Origin of the sequence: Leptothoe sp. EHU-05/26/07-4 (assembly GCF_043421015.1) — a bacterium.
In the GTDB taxonomy this organism is placed as follows: domain Bacteria; phylum Cyanobacteriota; class Cyanobacteriia; order Phormidesmidales; family Phormidesmidaceae; genus Leptothoe; species Leptothoe turfae.
Genome location: NZ_JAXSQV010000011.1, coordinates 119,176 through 137,196, shown reverse-complemented (window position 1 = coordinate 137,196; position 18,021 = coordinate 119,176). Strand labels below are relative to the sequence as shown.

Here is an 18,021-nt window from a genome sequence, read left to right as displayed (position 1 = left end):
AGTTATATAGGAAAAAACACTCCCTCAAAATACGACTCTCTCTTCAAAGTTTTGAAAAATCCCAGGAGAAACCCGTAAAGAAAGCATTATGGAAGCTACTTTTCTCAAAAAATCATCCGCATAAACGTTGAAAAAGATTTCTCAAAACACTATTTATGGCTGAGATGCTATTTGAGTAAAAATTCGGTTGTGAGGCAGCTAAGCTGTAACCGTCCCAGGAAGATAAAAAAATCTTAGGGAATATAGGGTGTGAAATGTCAATTACATAGGCGAGAAAAGAGTAAGGAATAAAGGGGGTAATTCTGAGCGTTTCTCATGGACCTAAAAAAGTATTTTTTCAAGCCACCAGAAAACGCTCGTTTCGATGATTTATCCCAGGAGATCGCGCCAGAGCGTCGATGACAATTATCGAAACGGTCACATCATCCCCTCATCGAGTGTTTTGGTGACGTCTCGATTGCTCCCTATCCCAGGAGTTCAATGGGATTATTGTGAGGGTGCCCCTCCTGCGAGTGACGCTTGGGTGTTAGCCGAGCGTTGAGCGGCGGCCTGTTTACGAAAACTGTGAGCCTGAAACTCAAAAATGGTGGCATGGTGCACCAAGCGGTCAATGGCGGCTACCGTCATCATCGAGTCGGTAAAGATCGTATCCCACTGACTAAAGGGCTGATTGGCAGAGATCATCACACTCTTTCGTTCATAGCGATGGGCAATGAGTTCAAACAGAACTGAGGTTTCCACATCAGACTTTTTGACATAGCCGAGATCGTCAATGATGAGGAGATCGTAGCGGTCAAGTTTGGCCAGTGCGGCCTGTAATTCGAGTTGGAGCTTAGCCAGTTGGAGCTGTTGGACTAAGGCGGTCGCGGAGACAAATTTAACCCGTTTGCCCAGCTCAACAATGGAGCGTCCTAAGGCCGCACAAACATGAGTTTTTCCGGTCCCACTGGGTCCAAATAGCAAGAGATTGCTAGCTGACTCTATCCAGTCAATCGATTGAGCGAAGGCCATCATCGCAGCTGGATTGAACTCCCTGAGGTGGTCAAACTCAAAGTTGGTCCAAGACTTTGCGGACGGTAGCTGCGCTTCGGCTAGGGCGCGGGTGATGCGATTTTGTTCGCGCCGACTGGCTTCGCCCTGGGCCAAAGCCAACAGGAACTGGGCGTAGGACCAATGCTCCTGGGTGGCTTGGTGTTCGAGGGATTGCCACTGGTCGAGAAAGTGTTTGAGCTTGAGGTGTTTGAGGGTGCTCATCAGAGTCTGATAGGGCACGTCCTGGGGCGGTGTTGAGGAGTTGGTCATAGCTGGCTAAATCATGTTGCACTGAGGTGACGGTGGGACATTGGTCGGTCGTTAGGGTGGCATCAAAGGCCCGTTGTAGTCCCGCCACACTCAGACTGGCCTGCTCCAATTGGAGGTGTAAGTACTCGGCGACCTGGGATTCGTTGTCTTGGGGCGCTGCAATATAGAGGGCTTCGGTGATCAATCGAGCGGCTTTATCAGGCTCCATCGTTGTTTTGAGTGAGTCCCATAGAGATCGCCACTGGTCATTGGGCAAAAGCTCCGTTTGCCATTGGCAGTAGAGAAAAGCACGGGGCTTGCGACGGAGACTTTCGACCTACTGACTGCAATACCCTCATCAATACATCTTCGTCACTAGATCAAACCGTCATCGGGATTTATGGCTTACAACGTTTAGTCGTCTTAGTTGCCAAAATAAGAGCATCACAATTACTGTCAGAGGTTGCATGTGTAAGCCAATCAAGCCCCCCCACCGATTCATCCACTAGCTTCGCTGTGGAGCCAGTTACCCCAGGTGAAGTAAAACCGCATCATCAATGTCCTCAGCCAAATGCTGGAAGCACAAGTAGCCAGACAAATGCAGGAGGTGTCGGACAATGAACCCCAGAAATGAGCTGGGTAACTGGCCCTCGGAAAAGATACAGACAGTGCATCTGGAACGCCTAGCAGTGGTCTATGTCCGCCAGTCAACCCTACGCCAGGTTGCAGAACATCAAGAATCGACCCAGTTGCAATATGGTCTAGCTCAGCGAGCGACTGCCCTAGGATGGTCAATAGACAGAGTCCTAACGATTGATGATGACTTGGGGAAATCTGGAAGTAGCGTAGAAGGCAGGGCTAGGTTCCAGCGTCTAGTGACAGAGGTTGGGCTGAATCATGTCGGTCTGATTCTGGGCATTGAGATGTCTCGGCTAGCGCGCTCTTCTAAAGATTGGCATCAGCTGCTAGAGATCTGTGCATTGTTCGGTACGCTGATAGCAGATCTAGATGGTATCTATGATCCAAGTGACTACAATGACAGACTTTTGCTGGGGTTGAAAGGGACGTTTTCAGAAGCGGAACTCCATATTATCAAGCAACGGATGCTAAAAGGCAGACTGAATAAAGCTCAGCGTGGTGAACTCAAGTTTGGATTACCGATTGGCTATGTCTACGACCCATCTGGAAGAATTGAATTCGACCCAGATGAACAAGCTCAACAAGTTGTTCACCTGATCTTTCGTAAATTCGAGGAACTAGGAACTGTCCATGCGCTCTTGCGTTATCTCGTGACTTCCCAAGTCCAGATAGGGATACGAGCACGTACTGGATTCAACCAAGGTGAACTTGAATGGCGCTCACCAAAACGTACAACTCTGATGAGTCTGTTAAATCATCCTATTTACGCAGGAGCCTACGCGTATGGGTGAAAACAAACAGATGCGCGTAAACAGAAGCAAGGTCAGTCTCGTTCTGGTGTAGTCGTAAAACCGCCTGAGGAGTGGTTGGTGTTGATTAAAGATCACCACCCTGCCTACATTTCTTGGGAGCAGTATCAACGGAACTTATCTCAGCTAAAAAGCAATCGTAGCCACGCGAGTGAACGAGGAAGTGCGCGTCCAGGCAAAGCACTACTCTCCGGGCTAGTCGTTTGCCAAAAGTGTGAGATTCGTATGGGTGTAGGATATCATCGGCCTCATGCTCATAACTATGTCTGTCGTAGTAGGGTTTCTGGCCGGGGTGAGCCTATCTGCCAGTTCTTATCAGGAAGTTGCTTAGATGAGTACGTCACTCAGCAGGTACTGGCGGCGTTGCAACCCGCTTCTCTAGAACTGTCTTTGTCGGTAGCAACCCATGTTGAACAAGACCGTAGGGAACTCGATAAGCTCTGGCAACAAAGGTTAGAACGAGCTACGTTTGAAACAGAAAGAGCAGGTAGACATTATCAGTGCAAAATCACACTCACTTCGGCAGGTGATTCACAGTCAACTTCGGGCTCTTGGCCGCTTTTGATACTGGTGGCGAAATATTCCTTAACGTATGCATGGACACTAATTAAGAATTCCGTAGGATGGTCAGACATCAATGCCATCAGGGGTTTTGTTCGATGTCACTGCAACCACAAGAGCAATATACGGTACCTGAAGAAACCGCTAAAGTCGCCCATGCAGTTTTTCAAAAAGGTACCCTCTGCCTCACCCTAGCCGATACGTTAAGTGAGTTTGTGAGCGATCAGGATTTCAGTGAAATCTTTTCGACTCAAGGTCAACCCGCCGAATCTCCCTGGCGGCTCGCATTAGTCACGATTTTACAGTATGTCGAAGGCTTAACAGATCGGCAGACGGCTGATGCTGTGCGTAGCCGCATTGACTGGAAATATTTGCTCTGTCTGGAGTTGACTGATGTGGGTTTTCATCACACCGTGTTGAGCGAGTTTCGAACTCGCCTGATTACAGCACAAGCTGAGTGCTTAGTATTTGAGCGACTTCTGAGACTGTGCCAGGACAAAGGTTGGCTCAAAGCCCGAACTCGTCAACGAACAGACTCAACCCATGTCTTAGCGGCTATTCGTGCCGTTACTCGACTGGAATGTGTCGGAGAAACCCTTCGAGTGGCGTTAAATGCCTTGGCAGTAGCCGCACCAGACTGGTTGCGACCTCAGAGTCAACCAGAGTGGATAGAACGCTACAGTGAGCGAATTGAAGACTATCATCTGCCCAAGTCTAAAAAGAAACGAGTGGAACAGGCGGAACTGTATGGAAATGATGGATTTCGACTGTTGAATGCTATTTTTGAAAGCACAAGTCCTCAATGGTTACGTCACATTCCAGCAGTAGAGACATTACGACGAGTGTGGATTCAACAATATTATTGTTTCAACAACAAGATTCGTTGGCGCATACAGGGTGAGATTCCTCCTGCATCAGTAATGATTAGTTCTCCTTACGAGCCAGATGCTCACTATGCGAAGAAAAAGACAACATCTTGGGTTGGTTATAAAGTACATTTAAGTGAGACTTGTGAACCTGGTGAGTTGCATTTGATTACTAACGTTGAAACAACAGCAGGGCCAGTTGATGACGGAGATATGACTGAGGTCATTCATGCATCACTCGACAACAACAACTTACTTCCAGATAAACATATTGTGGATACGGGATATCTCGATGCTGAACTCTTGGTTACGACTCAGGCGAACTATCAAGTAGACTTATTTGGGCCGACTCGCTCCGACCATCGATAGCAGGCTAACGATGCGCAAGGATTCGCAGCCGCTAACTTTACTGTCGATTGGAACAACCACTCCTTGACCTGCCCGGAGGGAAAAACAAGTGCCTCTTGGACACCTGCTATTGATGGTCGAGATAATGAGGTCATCAAAATCAAATTTGCTAGTGCCGATTGTTCTGTTTGCCCGAGTTTAGAGTTATGTACCCGTAGTCAGCGCAAACGACGGACCGTAACAATTCGCCCAGAAGCTCAGTATAAAGCGCTGGAAATGAGACGACAACAAGAGAACACGTCTGCGTACCAAAAAGAGTATGCACGACGTGCAGGTATCGAAGGAACCCTGTCGGAGGGTGTCCGGGCTCATGGGTTACGTCGGGCGCGTTATATCGGTTTGGCTAAAACCCATTTGCAACATCTGATGACAGCGACAGCAATTAATGTCAAGCGCATCCATAACTGGCTGAATGGCATGCCCCAAGAGGCCACACGTACTTCTCAGTTCGTCAAACTGATGGAACAATCGGCAGGTTAAGGAATGTTTCGCCACCAGTATCAAAAGTCGCCAAGAGCCCGAAGTTGTGAAAATATGCAATTGCTATGACCAACGTGGTGGGGCCGTCGAAACCTCCTTCAAACAAGATAATCAAGCCCTCAAGATTAAAAAGCGCAACAAGAAACGCTTTGAAGCTCAACAAATGCTCACGCAATTGGAAGTCTTAGCCCATAATGTTTTAGTGTGGGCTCACCAGTGGCTGACAGCGGCAAAACCAACTCTTAAACACATTGGCTTTGTCCGGTTGATACGCGATGTCTTCACCACCACTGGCAAACTCGTGTTCAACGAACAAGGAGACTTGATTGAAATTCTACTCAATGCAGAGGATTCACTTGTCAAACCTTGGATACAGGGACTGGAAGACCTGCTCTCCTCAGAGCAGGTTGCCGTTAATTTGGGCAAAACTTAGGTAGGTAGCTGCCTTGGTGCGCAAATAGTCCACGGTATAAAACCTCAGAGAGTGAGCCACCGCTGGCCCTATATACTAAATTTTCTAAAAATCTAAGCTCGACATTTTTTCGGCAATAATAGTCAGCGGATCTAAAAAAAGGGGACATTCTTGATTGTTTTGTAGAAGTGTGTCCCTATTAAGAATATGAAATTCTGTACAGCCAGCAATTAGGAAGTCTGCTCGATATTTGTGTTTCATTTTTTTGAGAAAGCCTACCACGTCTTCCAATTTATATCTATTACCTTTAATTTGATATATCATCCTGTGAATAGAGTCTTGGTCATGTTCATCAAGGAATGTGATGTAGTTCTTAGCAGACTGCCATAAATTATTATTTTGGAATATCTTTAGTTTTCTAGTTCCCTTTGTACATAGCAATAAATAGTTTTCTTTATTCTCTATAACTTTACTTAAAACAATATCTATCAGTGAAGTCACACGCACTCTTAAGTATGACGGTAGATCAGGTAAAAGGTAATGAGACGTTATACAGCAAATGACAACTTCAGATACGTGGTAAGCATATAGATTCTTCAAAGCGTTGACTAACAGGCCTAGCAATAACTCATTGTCACCTTTAAGAAATGCCTCAGTTCTATCGGGAAAAGAGGGATCAGAATAAAGAATCACTCTAGGTGCGTTTTGCTCTTTCTTACCTGTGAGATTTAACTCATAGATTGTCTTGATAAACTCTGCTGAAGTTAATGGCCCCATTCCTCCTATAACACCTAACATTGGTTTCTCTTGGAAACATCTATTTCCAATGCTGCTGCTTTCACGAAGCATAGGTGAGTCTCCAGTAATATCTTTATAAAAGGCGAAGCGATCGATCGATTGATCGACAAATTTTAGATAACTGTAATACTTACACCAAGTCATCTAATACAATCAGGAAATCCAGTGGAGATATTAAATATCAATCAGCTCGGTAAAAACTATTTTTTAGTCTACGTAGAAGACGAGCTATCCGTCATATTTCTTAGACTTAAGGGTCTCATATCTGTCCAAACTTGAGCAATATAATCAAGGCAATCTTTTTTTGTGCCAGTCTTATCATCTTTTTTCCAACCTGATGGAACTTTACGATGAGTAGGCCAAATCGAATATTGTCCCTCTTGGTTAATGACAACATGGTAAGCTACGTTGTCTTCTAGATTATTTTGAGTCATGTGTATCTCCTGAGTAGAATAATGGCAGGTGGTTTTTATTGCTTTTGAGAGATCTCTTCTCTCAAAGAATCAGATAATTGTAGGTCATCATCTGACGAGAGTACTGCTCGACGCCGCGCACGCGAAACTCTAGTAATTGGAGGAGGAGTCGCAGATGTACTATCATCTTCTATCAGCAAACGTTCAATCTCTGTTGATAATCCTGCTGGGCTTGGAAATTCAAAAATGCTGCGGATAGGAACTTCTCTCTCAAACGTTTCCAGCAATCGAGAGCAAACTAGAATTGCTAAGAGTGAATGACCTCCTATTTCGAAAAAATTATCGTGAATGCTAACTATCTCCCGTTGTAAAATCTCGGCAAAGATTTCAACGATCTTTTGTTCAGTTGGATTACGAGGGGCAACGATTTCTGCCTCATCTTCTTGTACTATATCTGGTTTAGGTAACGCACGCCGATCAACTTTTCCGGTGGGTATCAGGGGCAGCTCCGTTAGAGTTAAAAAGTTTGCAGGGATCAAAAACTCAGGTAGGTGACGTCTGAGATAAATTCGTAACTCATTCAGATCTAATTTATCGGAAAGGTTAGGTACGAGATACGCCACTAAGACTGGTGGGGATTGCTGACCTGCAACCACACTTTCACGAATAGATGGATGCTGATTTAAGATAGATTCGATTTCTCCTGGTTGAATCCGAATCCCTCGGATCTTAAGTTGGTCATCTAAACGCCCTAGAATCTCAAGCGTTCCATCAAGACGATAACGACCGCGATCGCCACTATAAAAAAGTAAGTCCTGGAGGTCAGGATTAAAAAGATTAGGCCTAAATCGCTTTTGTTGCTCTTTAGGAGCATTGAGATAACCTAAGGTCCGAAACGGTGTGCGAATAACAATTTCACCGACTTCACCAATACCACAACATTGCTGATCGCTATTAACAATCAGAGCCTGGGTTTGGGGCAGAGGCCATCCTGCGGGTTGGACTCCCCTTAGTATCTTATCAGGAATCGGATAGAAACACTTAATCATCGTTGTTTCACTAGATCCATAGAGATTAACGATCTGCCCGGACTCTGGGAATGTTTGTCGCCACTGTTGCACAAGAGCGTCAGTGAGGGGTTCACCAGATAAGAATATCCAACGTAGAGACTTTAAGTTAGGTGGCTCTGGTACGCTCACTAGCCAGTTTTGAGCAATAGTCGGTACGGTGTGGAGTAAAGAGATCTTCTCTTGTTCTAGCCAATGAAGTAAGTTCTTCGGTGCCAGATCAGCCTCTGTATTCGGTAAGCAAAGGGTGGCACCACTGCTAAGGGGAAGAAAAACATCCCTTAGAATCGCGTCAAAGGAGGGACGAATCAATTGAGCTACTCGATCGTCTGGACCAATTTTAAAGGTTTCTCGTTGCCATTGGATAAAGTGGGAAATCCCTTTGTGGATTCCGAGCATCGCTTTTGGTGTGCCTGTACTGCCTGATGTAAAAAAGATATAGGCAAGATCATCAGGTTGGAGGGTGGGTAACTCATTGTGAAGTGGCACGTCGTCGACACTAGCCAGCGATGTTGTGTTAACGGGATCAACTTGAACAACGGGCAATGGTTGTTCAAGCACAACGCTGTTGGCAAGTTTACCTACGATAACTAGGTATTTTGTTTGGCTTTGTTCCAGAATGACCTGTTGACGCTGACGAGGCAAGGTTGGATCTACAGTCACCAGCACACCACCACTCTGAAGGATGCCGAGCATGCTGGCAATAAAACCGAAACTGCGTAACCCGCAAAGGGCAACGGCATCTCCCGTCTGCAGACCTTGGTGTTTTAAGTGGAGGGCAATTTGTTGAGATTGGCTGACGAGCTGTTGATAGGTCCACTCAGATGTCCCTTGCCGCAAAGCCGTATAGGTCGGGTGTTTTTTTGCCCAAGTCAAAACATCGTTGATAATAGGCGGATAAAAAGGCTCTGGGATAGCGTCCTTTGGATCAGGGAGAATTTTCTGAAGATCGTCTTCACGCCAAGTATTAGCAAGAGAGTAGCTGTATATTCCTGTATCAGGTGCGATCGCAACTTGCTCCAGTAAGCACCGAAACTGAGCCATCAATAGCCTCATGCGCTCAGGTGCGAAAAGCGATTGACGATAAACAAGGCGAATTTTTAATCCATCTGCTTGCTCTTGCAAATAAAGCGTCATCAAGAAACGAGATTCGGTTTCATTCAGTGACAGGGGTTTGAAGGTTAATCCTGAAATGTCTAAGGGAGAATCCGGTGTATTGATGAAATTAAACATCACATCAAAGATCGGATGACGATTTAGGGAGCGCTCCGGTTGCAAAGTCTCCACTAGTTTTACAAACGGTAGATCCTGATGTCCGTAAGCTCCGAGGGTCACGTCTCGCACCCGCGCCAACAATGTTTGGAAGCTAGGATTACCGGATAAATCAGTGCGTAGGGGTAGAGTATTGATAAAAAAGCCAATTAAGTTTTCAGTGCCCAAATGATTACGTCCAGCAATCGGGGTACCCACAATAATATCTTCTTGTCCTGTATGACGCGCCAACAGAACTTTGAAGGCACTCAACAAGGTCATAAATAATGTAGCCCCTGCTTTTTGACTAAGCGCTTTGAGCTGATCTGTTAAGGATACCTCTAATAGGAAAGTTTCCTGCAACCCACGGTAGTCTTGGACAGTAGGCTGAGAATAGTCCATTGGAAACTGTAGAATTGGTAAACTTCCCCCCAGCTGCTGTCGCCAGTAATGTAGCTGTTGCTCCAGACAGGGGCCTTGTAACCACTGTCGTTGCCATAGCGCAAAATCAGCATACTGTATCGGTAGGGGAGGCAGGGTTGGCAAAGATTGTCTGAGATAGCTACGGTAGAGCTCTGCCAGTTCCTGGATAAAGATGCTGCCAGACCAAGCATCATAGATGGCATGATGAAACGTAATAATCAAGACATAATGGTGCTCTCCTAACTGAATTAGTTGCAACCGCATCAGCGGGCCATCTGTCAGATTGAAGGACTGCTTCATTTCCTGATCCAACCGTGTTTGGATGGCGGTCTGTTGCTCAGAGCTAGGTAGCTTGCTCCAATCGTCTATTGGAACAGTGATGGGTATGGCGGGGATAATAGACTGCACCGGTGAGTTATTGACGGTGGGAAAACAGGTCCGCAAAATTTCATGACGTTCAATTAACTTTGTTAGCGCCTCTTCTAGAACTGATATATTCAGTAAACCGTTGATCTCCACGGCTGACGGCATATTGTTGGTGAGACTAGCTCCTTCTAATTTATCCAAGAACCACAATCTTTCCTGGGCCCAGGAAAGAGGCAGATTATGATTTCGAGAAACAGCATCAATCGAGGGAGGAGGTGTTTCCTCCGTGTGTTGTAGATCCTGGACCACCTGTCCTAGTTCAGCCACAGTTGGGGCTTCGAAAAGAGAGCGCAGCGGTATATCTAGCTGAAATGCTGCTCGCATGCGAGAAACAATGCGTGTGGCCAATAGGGAATGCCCACCCAGATCAAAAAAGTTATCGTGAATACCCACACGGTCAATGTCTAGAATATCTGCAAAGATATTAACCATCACCTCTTCGGTAGGGGTACGGGGAGGAGTGTAGGCCCGTTGAATAGCGCTGGAGAGATTAGGTTTGGGAAGAGCACGGCGATCAATTTTGCGATTGGCGGTTAAGGGTAAGGTCTCCAATTCCATAAAGACTGAAGGAATCATATATGCAGGCAACCGCTGCTGGAGAAACTGTCGCACATTCTCAACTACTAACGGTTGATCATGGTTAGCGACCAAATAAGCAACGAGCTGACGGTGGGAACTGCTAGTGCCATAAACTTGAACAATGCCTTGGCTAATAGTCGGGCATTTATTCAGCACAGCTTCCACTTCCCCTAATTCGATCCGAAATCCTCGAATTTTAACTTGGTCATCAACTCGACCCAAAAATTCAATTTGTCCATCAGGAAGATAACGGGCACGATCGCCAGTTTGATAAAGTCGTCCTGGGCCAAAGGGATTGGGGATAAATTTCTCGGCGGTTAGCACCGGTCGGTGGAGATATCCCCGTGCCAAATTTGCGCCACCAATCCAGAGAAAACCTGGCACGCCCACCGGCACTGGTTCAAAGCGACTATCGAGAACATAGATTTGCGTGTTGGCAATGGGTTGACCAATGGGGGGGTAGAGCGGCCAGGCATCTGCATCAGGGCTAAAGGTATAAGCAGTCACTACATGGGTTTCAGACGGACCATAGTGGTTATGGAACCTGCATTGAGGGAGCTTCTTAGCTAGCTCGATCATCGCTTGGGTAATTTGCAATTGTTCACCCGTCGTGATTACAGCAGTAAGCTGTTCAAAGAGTTGAGGCTGTTGACCATACATCTCAGTCATCTGTTGCCAGAGGGCAACGGGCAGAATTACCTTTTGTACAGGATGATCGCTAAGAAAGTGAATTAATTTTTCTGTATCCTGACACAACTCTTCGGGAATCAAGTACAGGGTATCCCCGGCACACCAGGCGGCAAAGATCTCATGGAAGCTAGCATCAAAACTTAGCGAGGCAAATTGAAGAATGCCACCAGGTTCCAGGGTCTCCAAATGCCACTGAATTAGATTTCCCAGGGCGTCATGGGCAATGGGAATGCCCTTGGGGCGACCGGTCGACCCAGACGTATAGATGATGTAGAGAAGATTGGTGGGCTCCACTAGCGTGAGTGGATTGGTCTCCGGTTGTTGGCTAATGGTGAGCCAATCTTGGTCGACCACGACAACCTGACGCTGCTGGAGCAGGTCGAAGGGTAATTTCTGTTGGGTTTGACTGTCAACCAACAGGATCGGAGCCTGGGTATCTGAGAGCATAAACTTCAGTCGCTCTTCCGGATAGTTAGGATCCAGAGGGACATAGCCTCCCCCTGCTTTGAGAATGGCTAACACTCCTACAGCCATTTTTAAGGATCGCTGCACACATATGCCAACCGGTACCTCAGGACCAACGCCTAAGGATTGAAGATAATGGGCCAGTTGGTTGGCCTGGGTATTTAGCTCGTGATAGGTCAACTGCTGCTCTTCGTAGCAGAGTGCGATCGCATCCGGAGTTTGTCGCACCTGATTTTCTACCCAATGGTGTACACAACCATCAGTTGGATAGGCCCGCCGGGTTTGATTCCAGCCCACAACTATCTGTTGTCTCTCGCTCTCAGATAAAAGTGTAAGCTCACCAAGTTGACCGGTTGGATTATCCACCATTGACGCCAACAGATAGTGTAAATGACTCAACAGTTTTTCAATACTGATCGCGTCAAACCTTTCTGGATCGTAGCTGACCCTCAAAGAAAACTCAGGGGCAGGTGTGGCAATTAATGCCAATGGATAGTTGGTTTGCTCAAAAAATACTAACTCTTTGAGCACTAATCCTCCTGTCTGTTTATCTTGTAGCGCCGCATCGACAGGATAATTTTCAAACACCAACAGACTTTCAAACAGGGGTAACTCTCGGTGGACCTCACTGTACCCTTGGATATCAACCAGGGCTGTGGCAGCATAATGTTCCCGTTCTACCTGCTGAGTTTGTAATTGAGCTAGCCAGTCTAGCAGCACAGTGTCATCGCTGACCTGGGTCCGCACTGGCAAAGTATTGATGAACAGACCAATCATGGACTCAATCCCCTCAATATCGGGAGTGCGCCCTGAAACAGTCGTACCAAACACCACATCGGATTCGCCACTGTAGTGGCTCAGCAACAAGGCCCAGGCCCCTTGTAGCAAGGTATATAGTGTAAAACGATGCTGCTGGGCTAAAGTTTTAAGAGCTGCTGTTAGGGAAGATGGCAGTGTCTGGTGTGCTTCAACCGCTCGTTTACCCGTTTGGCGAGAAGACGTACTAGCTTGATCAATACCCAGGGGGGTAGGGGCTTCAAAACCTGCCAACTGACCTTGCCAGAAAATTTTTGCCTGGGCACGGTCTTGCCGTTGTAACCAGGCGATGTAGTCCCGATAGGGTCGTACTGTAGGAAGAACTGACCGAGTCCCCTTGCAGATAGCTTCATAGCAGCTCAAAACTGATTCTATTAGGCGGGGAAGACACCAGCCATCAAACAAAATATGATGGAAACTCCAAATAAATTGGACCTGACTATGACTACGCTGAATCAGGGTAAATCTTAGGGGAACTTGTTCCCACGAGAACCCCTGAACAATATCTTGTTGCAACAGGGTTTGGAGTTGTTCAGTTTGCTGGACTGCTGGCACCTCTCGCCAATCCAACAGAGTCCAGGGGATAGAAACCTGTTGACAAACAGCCTGAAGTGGCTGTTCCAGTTCGGTTATGAAGGTTGTCCTTAAAATTGGGTAATGGTTAACCACTTGTTGCCAAGCCTGTTGAAAGGCTGAAATATTGAGCTCCCCTTCCAGAGTGATATTGAACTGTTCAAAGTAAACGCTTGAGCCTGGCGTATAAAGGGAATGAAATAACATTCCTTCTTGAACAGGGGAGAGCGGGTAGAGATCGGCAATGGGTTGACGGGAGAGTAACAGCCGATCAAGCTGAGTCTGGTCTAAATTTACTAATGGAAAATCGGATGGTGTAAACCCGCCAGCATCTGCCGATAAACAGTGTTCAATCAACTGCTGTAGCGTCTGCAGATACTGATCAGCCAAAGCTTCAATCGTGGCGGTTTTGTGGACCTGGTCACTGTATGTCCAGATAATTTGCAACTGGCCATCTAAAACCTGTCCCGTAATATCTAAAAGGTGTTGCCGATGAGCCTGAGGATCCCGTAAGGGACCGACTGATTCGGGAGCCAGACCCAAGACAAGGTCTGAGTCCGTCGGCTGGAGCTGATCAAATTGCCCCAAATAGTTAAAGCTGATGGGGGCAATAGGACGCTGCTGTAGTCGCTGACGTAGATCAAGGTCGGGACAGAGGTATCGTAGTAAACCATAGCCAATACCTTGTTGAGGAATTTGCCTCAGCTGCTCCTTGAGGACTTTAATTGCCTCTCCTGGCTCAGTAATAGTCCCCAGGCTCAACTGGACTGGAAATACGGTAGTAAACCAACCAACGGTGCGAGATAGATCAACGCCTTCCAAAAGATCTTCTCGACCATGACCTTCAAGATCGATGTGGAGCGATCTCACTCCTGCCCAAGCTCTAAAACTCAATAACAATGCCGTCAGCAACAGGTCATTAATCTGAGTGTTATAGGTGGCAGGTACATCCTGCAGCAGTTCACGCGTTTGAGTTTGCCCCAGGGTAACCGATAGTTGTCGCGCAGAGGCCTCCGTATTAGCGATAAGCCCATCCGCGTAATCCACAGGTAAAGGATCTGCAGTATCTCCCATCGTCAACCAAAAACCAGCCTCTGCCAACAAGGGTTGAGAGGTTTGAGCAAATGCTCGTAATTGCCGAGACCAGGTTTGAAAAGCCGTGGTCTTAGGCGGTAGCTGCACAGGCTGTTCCTGAGCAACCTGACCATAAGCAAGATTTAAATCATCCAACAAAATCCGCCAAGAAACACCATCCACTACCAAATGATGCAGAGTCAGCAACAATCGCCCCGTTTGACCTTCCCCTAAATAGAACAAACATGCTTTCAAAATTGGCCCCGTGGTAATATTCAAACTGCTTTGAACTTCTGCGATCCTCGCCTGCATGGCAACTGTTTGTTGCTCCGCTGTCGAAGCAGAGAGATCTACAATTTGCACAGCTTTCTGAATATTCTCCAGATATCCAGCATTTACGGCCTGCCATTCTCCATCTTGAAGCGTAAACCTCAACCGTAGGGCATCATGATGAGCTACCAGCACATCTAACGCTTGCTGCAGGGTTTGGGTATCCAGAGCAGTGCCTACTTCCAACAGAACCGACTGGTTAAAGTGATTGTGATGACCGTGTTCAAAAAATCGCTGTTGAATTGGTGTGAGGTCAACAGGGCCTGTAATTAGCCCCTGTTCTGCTTGAATCACAGGTGCTGATTGAGCCAGACTCGCCAGTTCGGCAATAGTCTGGTATTGAAACAGCAGCCGTGGAGAAATTTTCAGCCCAGCCTGCTTAGCTCGACCAATAATCTGAATAGCAAGAATAGAATCTCCACCTAACTCAAAGAAATTATCCTGGCCACCCACCTGCTTTACCCCTAAAACCTCTTGCCAAGTTTGAGCTAGGGTAATCTCTATCGGTGTTCGAGGGGCCACGAATGGTGTTTCTAGGGCTCGGGAAACAGTGTCAGGGACAGGCAGTGCCTGACGATCTATCTTGCCATTGGGCGTCATGGGCAAATGCTTAAGGGGCACCACTACCAGCGGGACCATATGCTCAGGTAGATGCTGTTTTAGAAAGCGTCGGACTGCCTCTGGAGAAAATACATTCTCTGTTTGAGGCACTACATAACCAACTAAACGCTTAATACCAGGTTGATCTTCACGCAAAGCAGCGACTGCTTCCTTGACCTGGGAATGTTGACTCAATGCTGACTCAACCTCTCCTAACTCAATCCGGAAACCGCGTATCTTGACTTGGTCATCGGTCCGTCCCAAAAACTCAAGTCTGCCATCGGGGCGATATCGGGCTAAATCGCCAGTCCGATAGAGCCGGGTCTGGGGCTGAAACGGATTATCAATAAATCTGTCCTGGGAACGTTTGGGATGGTTTAAATATCCCCGCGCAACCCCCGCACCGCCAATGTATAACTCTCCTATGACTCCAATGGGCGCAGGCTGACGATAGGAATCTAAAACATAAACTGTTACGTTGGGCAATGGAGTCCCCAACATTGGCTTAGCAGCTGTCACCTTAATCTCGGCAACGGTTGCATCAACGGTACATTCCGTGGGGCCATAAAGATTAAAAAAGCGGGTCGAGCCAGATTGAGCTAGCAATTGCCAGGTAGACTCCGAAATTGCTTCTCCCCCTAGCAAAATCATTTTAGGATAGGGGCCACTGTCTACCAGCCATCCGCCTGTTCGCAAAAGCTCTAACTGGGAAGGAGTACATTCAAAAACATCGACAGGATAACGTTCCAAATAGGCATGGAGGGCGTGACTATCTAAGCGAACTGAGTCTGGAATGACATTCAGTGTGCGTCCTTGCAACAGCTGAACAATCTGCTTCACAGATGTATCAAAAGCTATGGAACCGTTGACGCTCACCTGCAATGGAATACCTGAGTAGTCTGCATAGAGACGCTGCTCTAACCCCTCACAAAGGTTAATAGCTGAGGAATGTTCTACCATTACCCCGTTGGGTTGGCCTGTGGAACCGGAAGTGTAAATAACATAGGCAAGATGGCCAGGCTTCAGGGTAAGGCGCGAGACAGGTTGGGAATTGGCACCAGCAATAGTTTCCCAATCTCGATCCAGACAAATAATCTTTTGTTCAGGCAGGATTTCAGAGGGACTAACGTTCGTCTGGAGCTCTTTGTGAGTCAGTAAAACAGAAACTTGAGAATCCTCAAGGATGTAGGCCGACCGCTCAGCAGGATAGTTGGGATCTAGCGGCACGTAAGCCCCCCCCGCCTTCCAAATAGCTATAATCCCTACGATTAGATCGAGGCAGCGGGGTAGATAAAGGCCAACAAGTTTATCAGGGCCAACGCCAAGTTGTTGCAAGTAACTGGCTAACTGATCAGCCTGATGATCGAGTTCCCGATAAGTTAGTGTTTGATCGCCGCAGACCACTGCCAACCTGTTAGGTGTTTTTTTTACCTGAGCTTCAAAGCAATCAGGCAGACACTGCTTAGATTTAAGTGATTGGACAGTACTTGCTCCACTCCAGAGAATGAGTAGCTGCTCTCGCTCTGAATCAGTCACAATTGGGAGTTTTCCAATGGGCGCATCAGGATCAGCTACAATCGCTGCCAACAACGTTTGAAAATGTTGCTCTAGACGAGCAATAGTCTGCTCCTCAAAGAGATCGGTATTGTACTTAAAGTGACCTGTCAGAGTTGAGTTTGCCTCGACCATCTCTAGGGAGAGATCAAAGTGACCCTCCTGCTGAAGCGTTAAAAACGGTTCTAACTCTAATCCCCCCCAATTTACACTAGCTGACGTTTGATGGAGATGAAGGGCTTTCAAGTCTTGAGATTGGCGTAGGTTCTGAAGTGCAAATGAAACCTGGAAAAGTGGAGAGTAACTTGCATTACGCCTCAGTTCTAGACGCTCAATCAGTAAGGGTAAAGGATAGTCCTGATGACTTAGAGCACTTAAAACCGTTTGGCGAACCTGTCCCAAAAATTCCTTAAAAGTTACATTTCCTGGGAGATTATTCCGCATCGTAATCGGGTTAACAAAGAATCCCAGTAGAGATGCAAACTCTGAGCGACTTCGCCCTGAGGTTGGTGTGCCGACTAAAATCTCATCTTGCCCTGTATAACGATGAAGTAAAACATTAAAGACGGCTAGGGAAAGGGTATACAGGGTCACCCCTGTCTGTCGAGCAAGTTGTTTAAGTTGTTGAGTTAATGCCTCGCTAATAGTAATTGGATAAGAGGCTCCATGGTAAGTTTGAACAGGCGGTCTAGGATAATCTGTTGGTAGATTTAGAACCGGCAGTTCACCGGCTAACTGTTGATGCCAATAATGTCCAGAGGATTCTCCTTCTGAGCTGGTTAGCATCTGTTGCTGCCAGGAAATATAGTCTCGATAGGCATACTTTAAAGGTGGTAAAGGATTAGGAAGCCCTTGACTGATAGCAGGGTAAAGGGTTTTTAACTCCTCTAAAAGCACACCGATGGACCAAGCATCACAAGCAATGTGATGAATGACTAGCAAAAGAACATGGTCCTCAGATGAACGGGTAAACAGCTGGACTCGAATGATTGGGCCGTTCTCTAAATCAAAGGGACGACGATAGGCTGCAGTTACGTTTGTTTCAAGTTCTATTTCTGACCAGGTTGCTGCATCTATCTGCTCAATGGCAATAGCAGACAGGCTACGAGCCTGTTGAACAGGTTCTTTATCTAAGCGAGGGAAGACATTAGTCAAGACCGAATGACGCTGCGCCAGAATTTGAAAAGATTTTTCTAATCCTGAAATATCTATCTTTGAACGGATACGTCCAGCATAGCCAAGGTTGTAGGCAGCACTCTCAGGCGCTAACTGCCATAGAAACCAGAGCGATCGCTGACCGTGGGACAACGGGTAGACATTTGCCACATCAGGAGTATCCTGCAAAATATCCAGAATTTCTGCTTTTTGCGCTTTGAGTTTAGCCAGTACAGAGGTTATAGTCTCTTCTGCATCATCTTTAGGGGCTCGGTAGCGCAATCGGCCATTTTCAGCCCAAAATTGCCACCCCTGGATTGAAAGATGCTGTAACCATTCAACGGTATTCAT

At 46.7% G+C, this 18,021-nt stretch carries 7 protein-coding genes and 1 pseudogene; 4 read left to right on the top strand and 4 right to left on the bottom strand.

Annotation, left to right across the window (positions count from 1 at the left end; all coding sequences use genetic code 11):
* Positions 1-486 precede the first annotated feature (486 nt).
* Positions 487-1,254: an IS21-like element helper ATPase IstB gene (istB, locus tag U2F10_RS36420; RefSeq protein WP_499874986.1), complete on the bottom strand. Its 768-nt coding sequence runs from the start codon at positions 1,252-1,254 to the stop codon at positions 487-489.
* A 644-nt stretch (positions 1,255-1,898) separates the two neighbouring features.
* On the opposite strand from istB, the gene U2F10_RS36415 reads away from it, so the two are divergent.
* The 4 genes and pseudogenes from U2F10_RS36415 to U2F10_RS36400 all read left to right on the top strand — a co-directional run bounded on the left by U2F10_RS36415 (position 1,899) and on the right by U2F10_RS36400 (position 5,477).
* On the top strand, positions 1,899-2,711 hold the full coding sequence (locus U2F10_RS36415; protein WP_499874952.1) for a recombinase family protein: 813 nt from the start codon (positions 1,899-1,901) through the stop codon (positions 2,709-2,711).
* Positions 2,712-2,789: 78 nt separating this feature from the next.
* Complete coding sequence (locus tag U2F10_RS36410) at positions 2,790-3,485, top strand: recombinase zinc ribbon domain-containing protein (RefSeq protein ID WP_499874951.1); 696 nt, start codon at positions 2,790-2,792, stop codon at positions 3,483-3,485.
* A pseudogene (locus tag U2F10_RS36405) lies at positions 3,389-5,044 on the top strand (IS1182 family transposase). The gene U2F10_RS36410 and the pseudogene U2F10_RS36405 overlap by 97 nt, the downstream one beginning before the upstream one ends.
* Before the next feature lie 46 nt (positions 5,045-5,090).
* Positions 5,091-5,477, top strand: coding sequence for a hypothetical protein (locus tag U2F10_RS36400; RefSeq protein ID WP_499874950.1), 387 nt, complete (start codon positions 5,091-5,093; stop codon positions 5,475-5,477).
* Positions 5,478-5,561: 84 nt separating this feature from the next.
* Here U2F10_RS36400 and U2F10_RS36395 read toward each other — a convergent pair whose 3' ends face one another.
* The 3 genes from U2F10_RS36395 to U2F10_RS36385 form a co-directional block, all read right to left on the bottom strand.
* Positions 5,562-6,305 (bottom strand): aspartate/glutamate racemase family protein, encoded by a 744-nt coding sequence (locus tag U2F10_RS36395; protein ID WP_499874949.1) that lies wholly within the window; start codon positions 6,303-6,305, stop codon positions 5,562-5,564.
* A 161-nt stretch (positions 6,306-6,466) separates the two neighbouring features.
* Positions 6,467-6,688 (bottom strand): MbtH family protein, encoded by a 222-nt coding sequence (locus U2F10_RS36390; RefSeq protein ID WP_499874948.1) that lies wholly within the window; start codon positions 6,686-6,688, stop codon positions 6,467-6,469.
* Positions 6,689-6,723: 35 nt separating this feature from the next.
* On the bottom strand, positions 6,724-18,021 hold the full coding sequence (locus tag U2F10_RS36385) for an amino acid adenylation domain-containing protein (protein WP_499874947.1): 11,298 nt from the start codon (positions 18,019-18,021) through the stop codon (positions 6,724-6,726).

What these genes read in the sequence shown, in the direction of transcription:
- istB (WP_499874986.1), bottom strand. Translation starts at nt 1,254, where the DNA reads ATGAGCACCCTCAAACACCTCAAGCTCAAACACTTTCTCGACCAGTGG.
- U2F10_RS36415 (WP_499874952.1), top strand. Translation starts at nt 1,899, where the DNA reads ATGAACCCCAGAAATGAGCTGGGTAACTGGCCCTCGGAAAAGATACAG.
- U2F10_RS36395 (WP_499874949.1), bottom strand. Translation starts at nt 6,305, where the DNA reads ATGCTTCGTGAAAGCAGCAGCATTGGAAATAGATGTTTCCAAGAGAAA.
- U2F10_RS36390 (WP_499874948.1), bottom strand. Translation starts at nt 6,688, where the DNA reads ATGACTCAAAATAATCTAGAAGACAACGTAGCTTACCATGTTGTCATT.
- U2F10_RS36385 (WP_499874947.1), bottom strand. Translation starts at nt 18,021, where the DNA reads ATGAATACCGTTGAATGGTTACAGCATCTTTCAATCCAGGGGTGGCAA.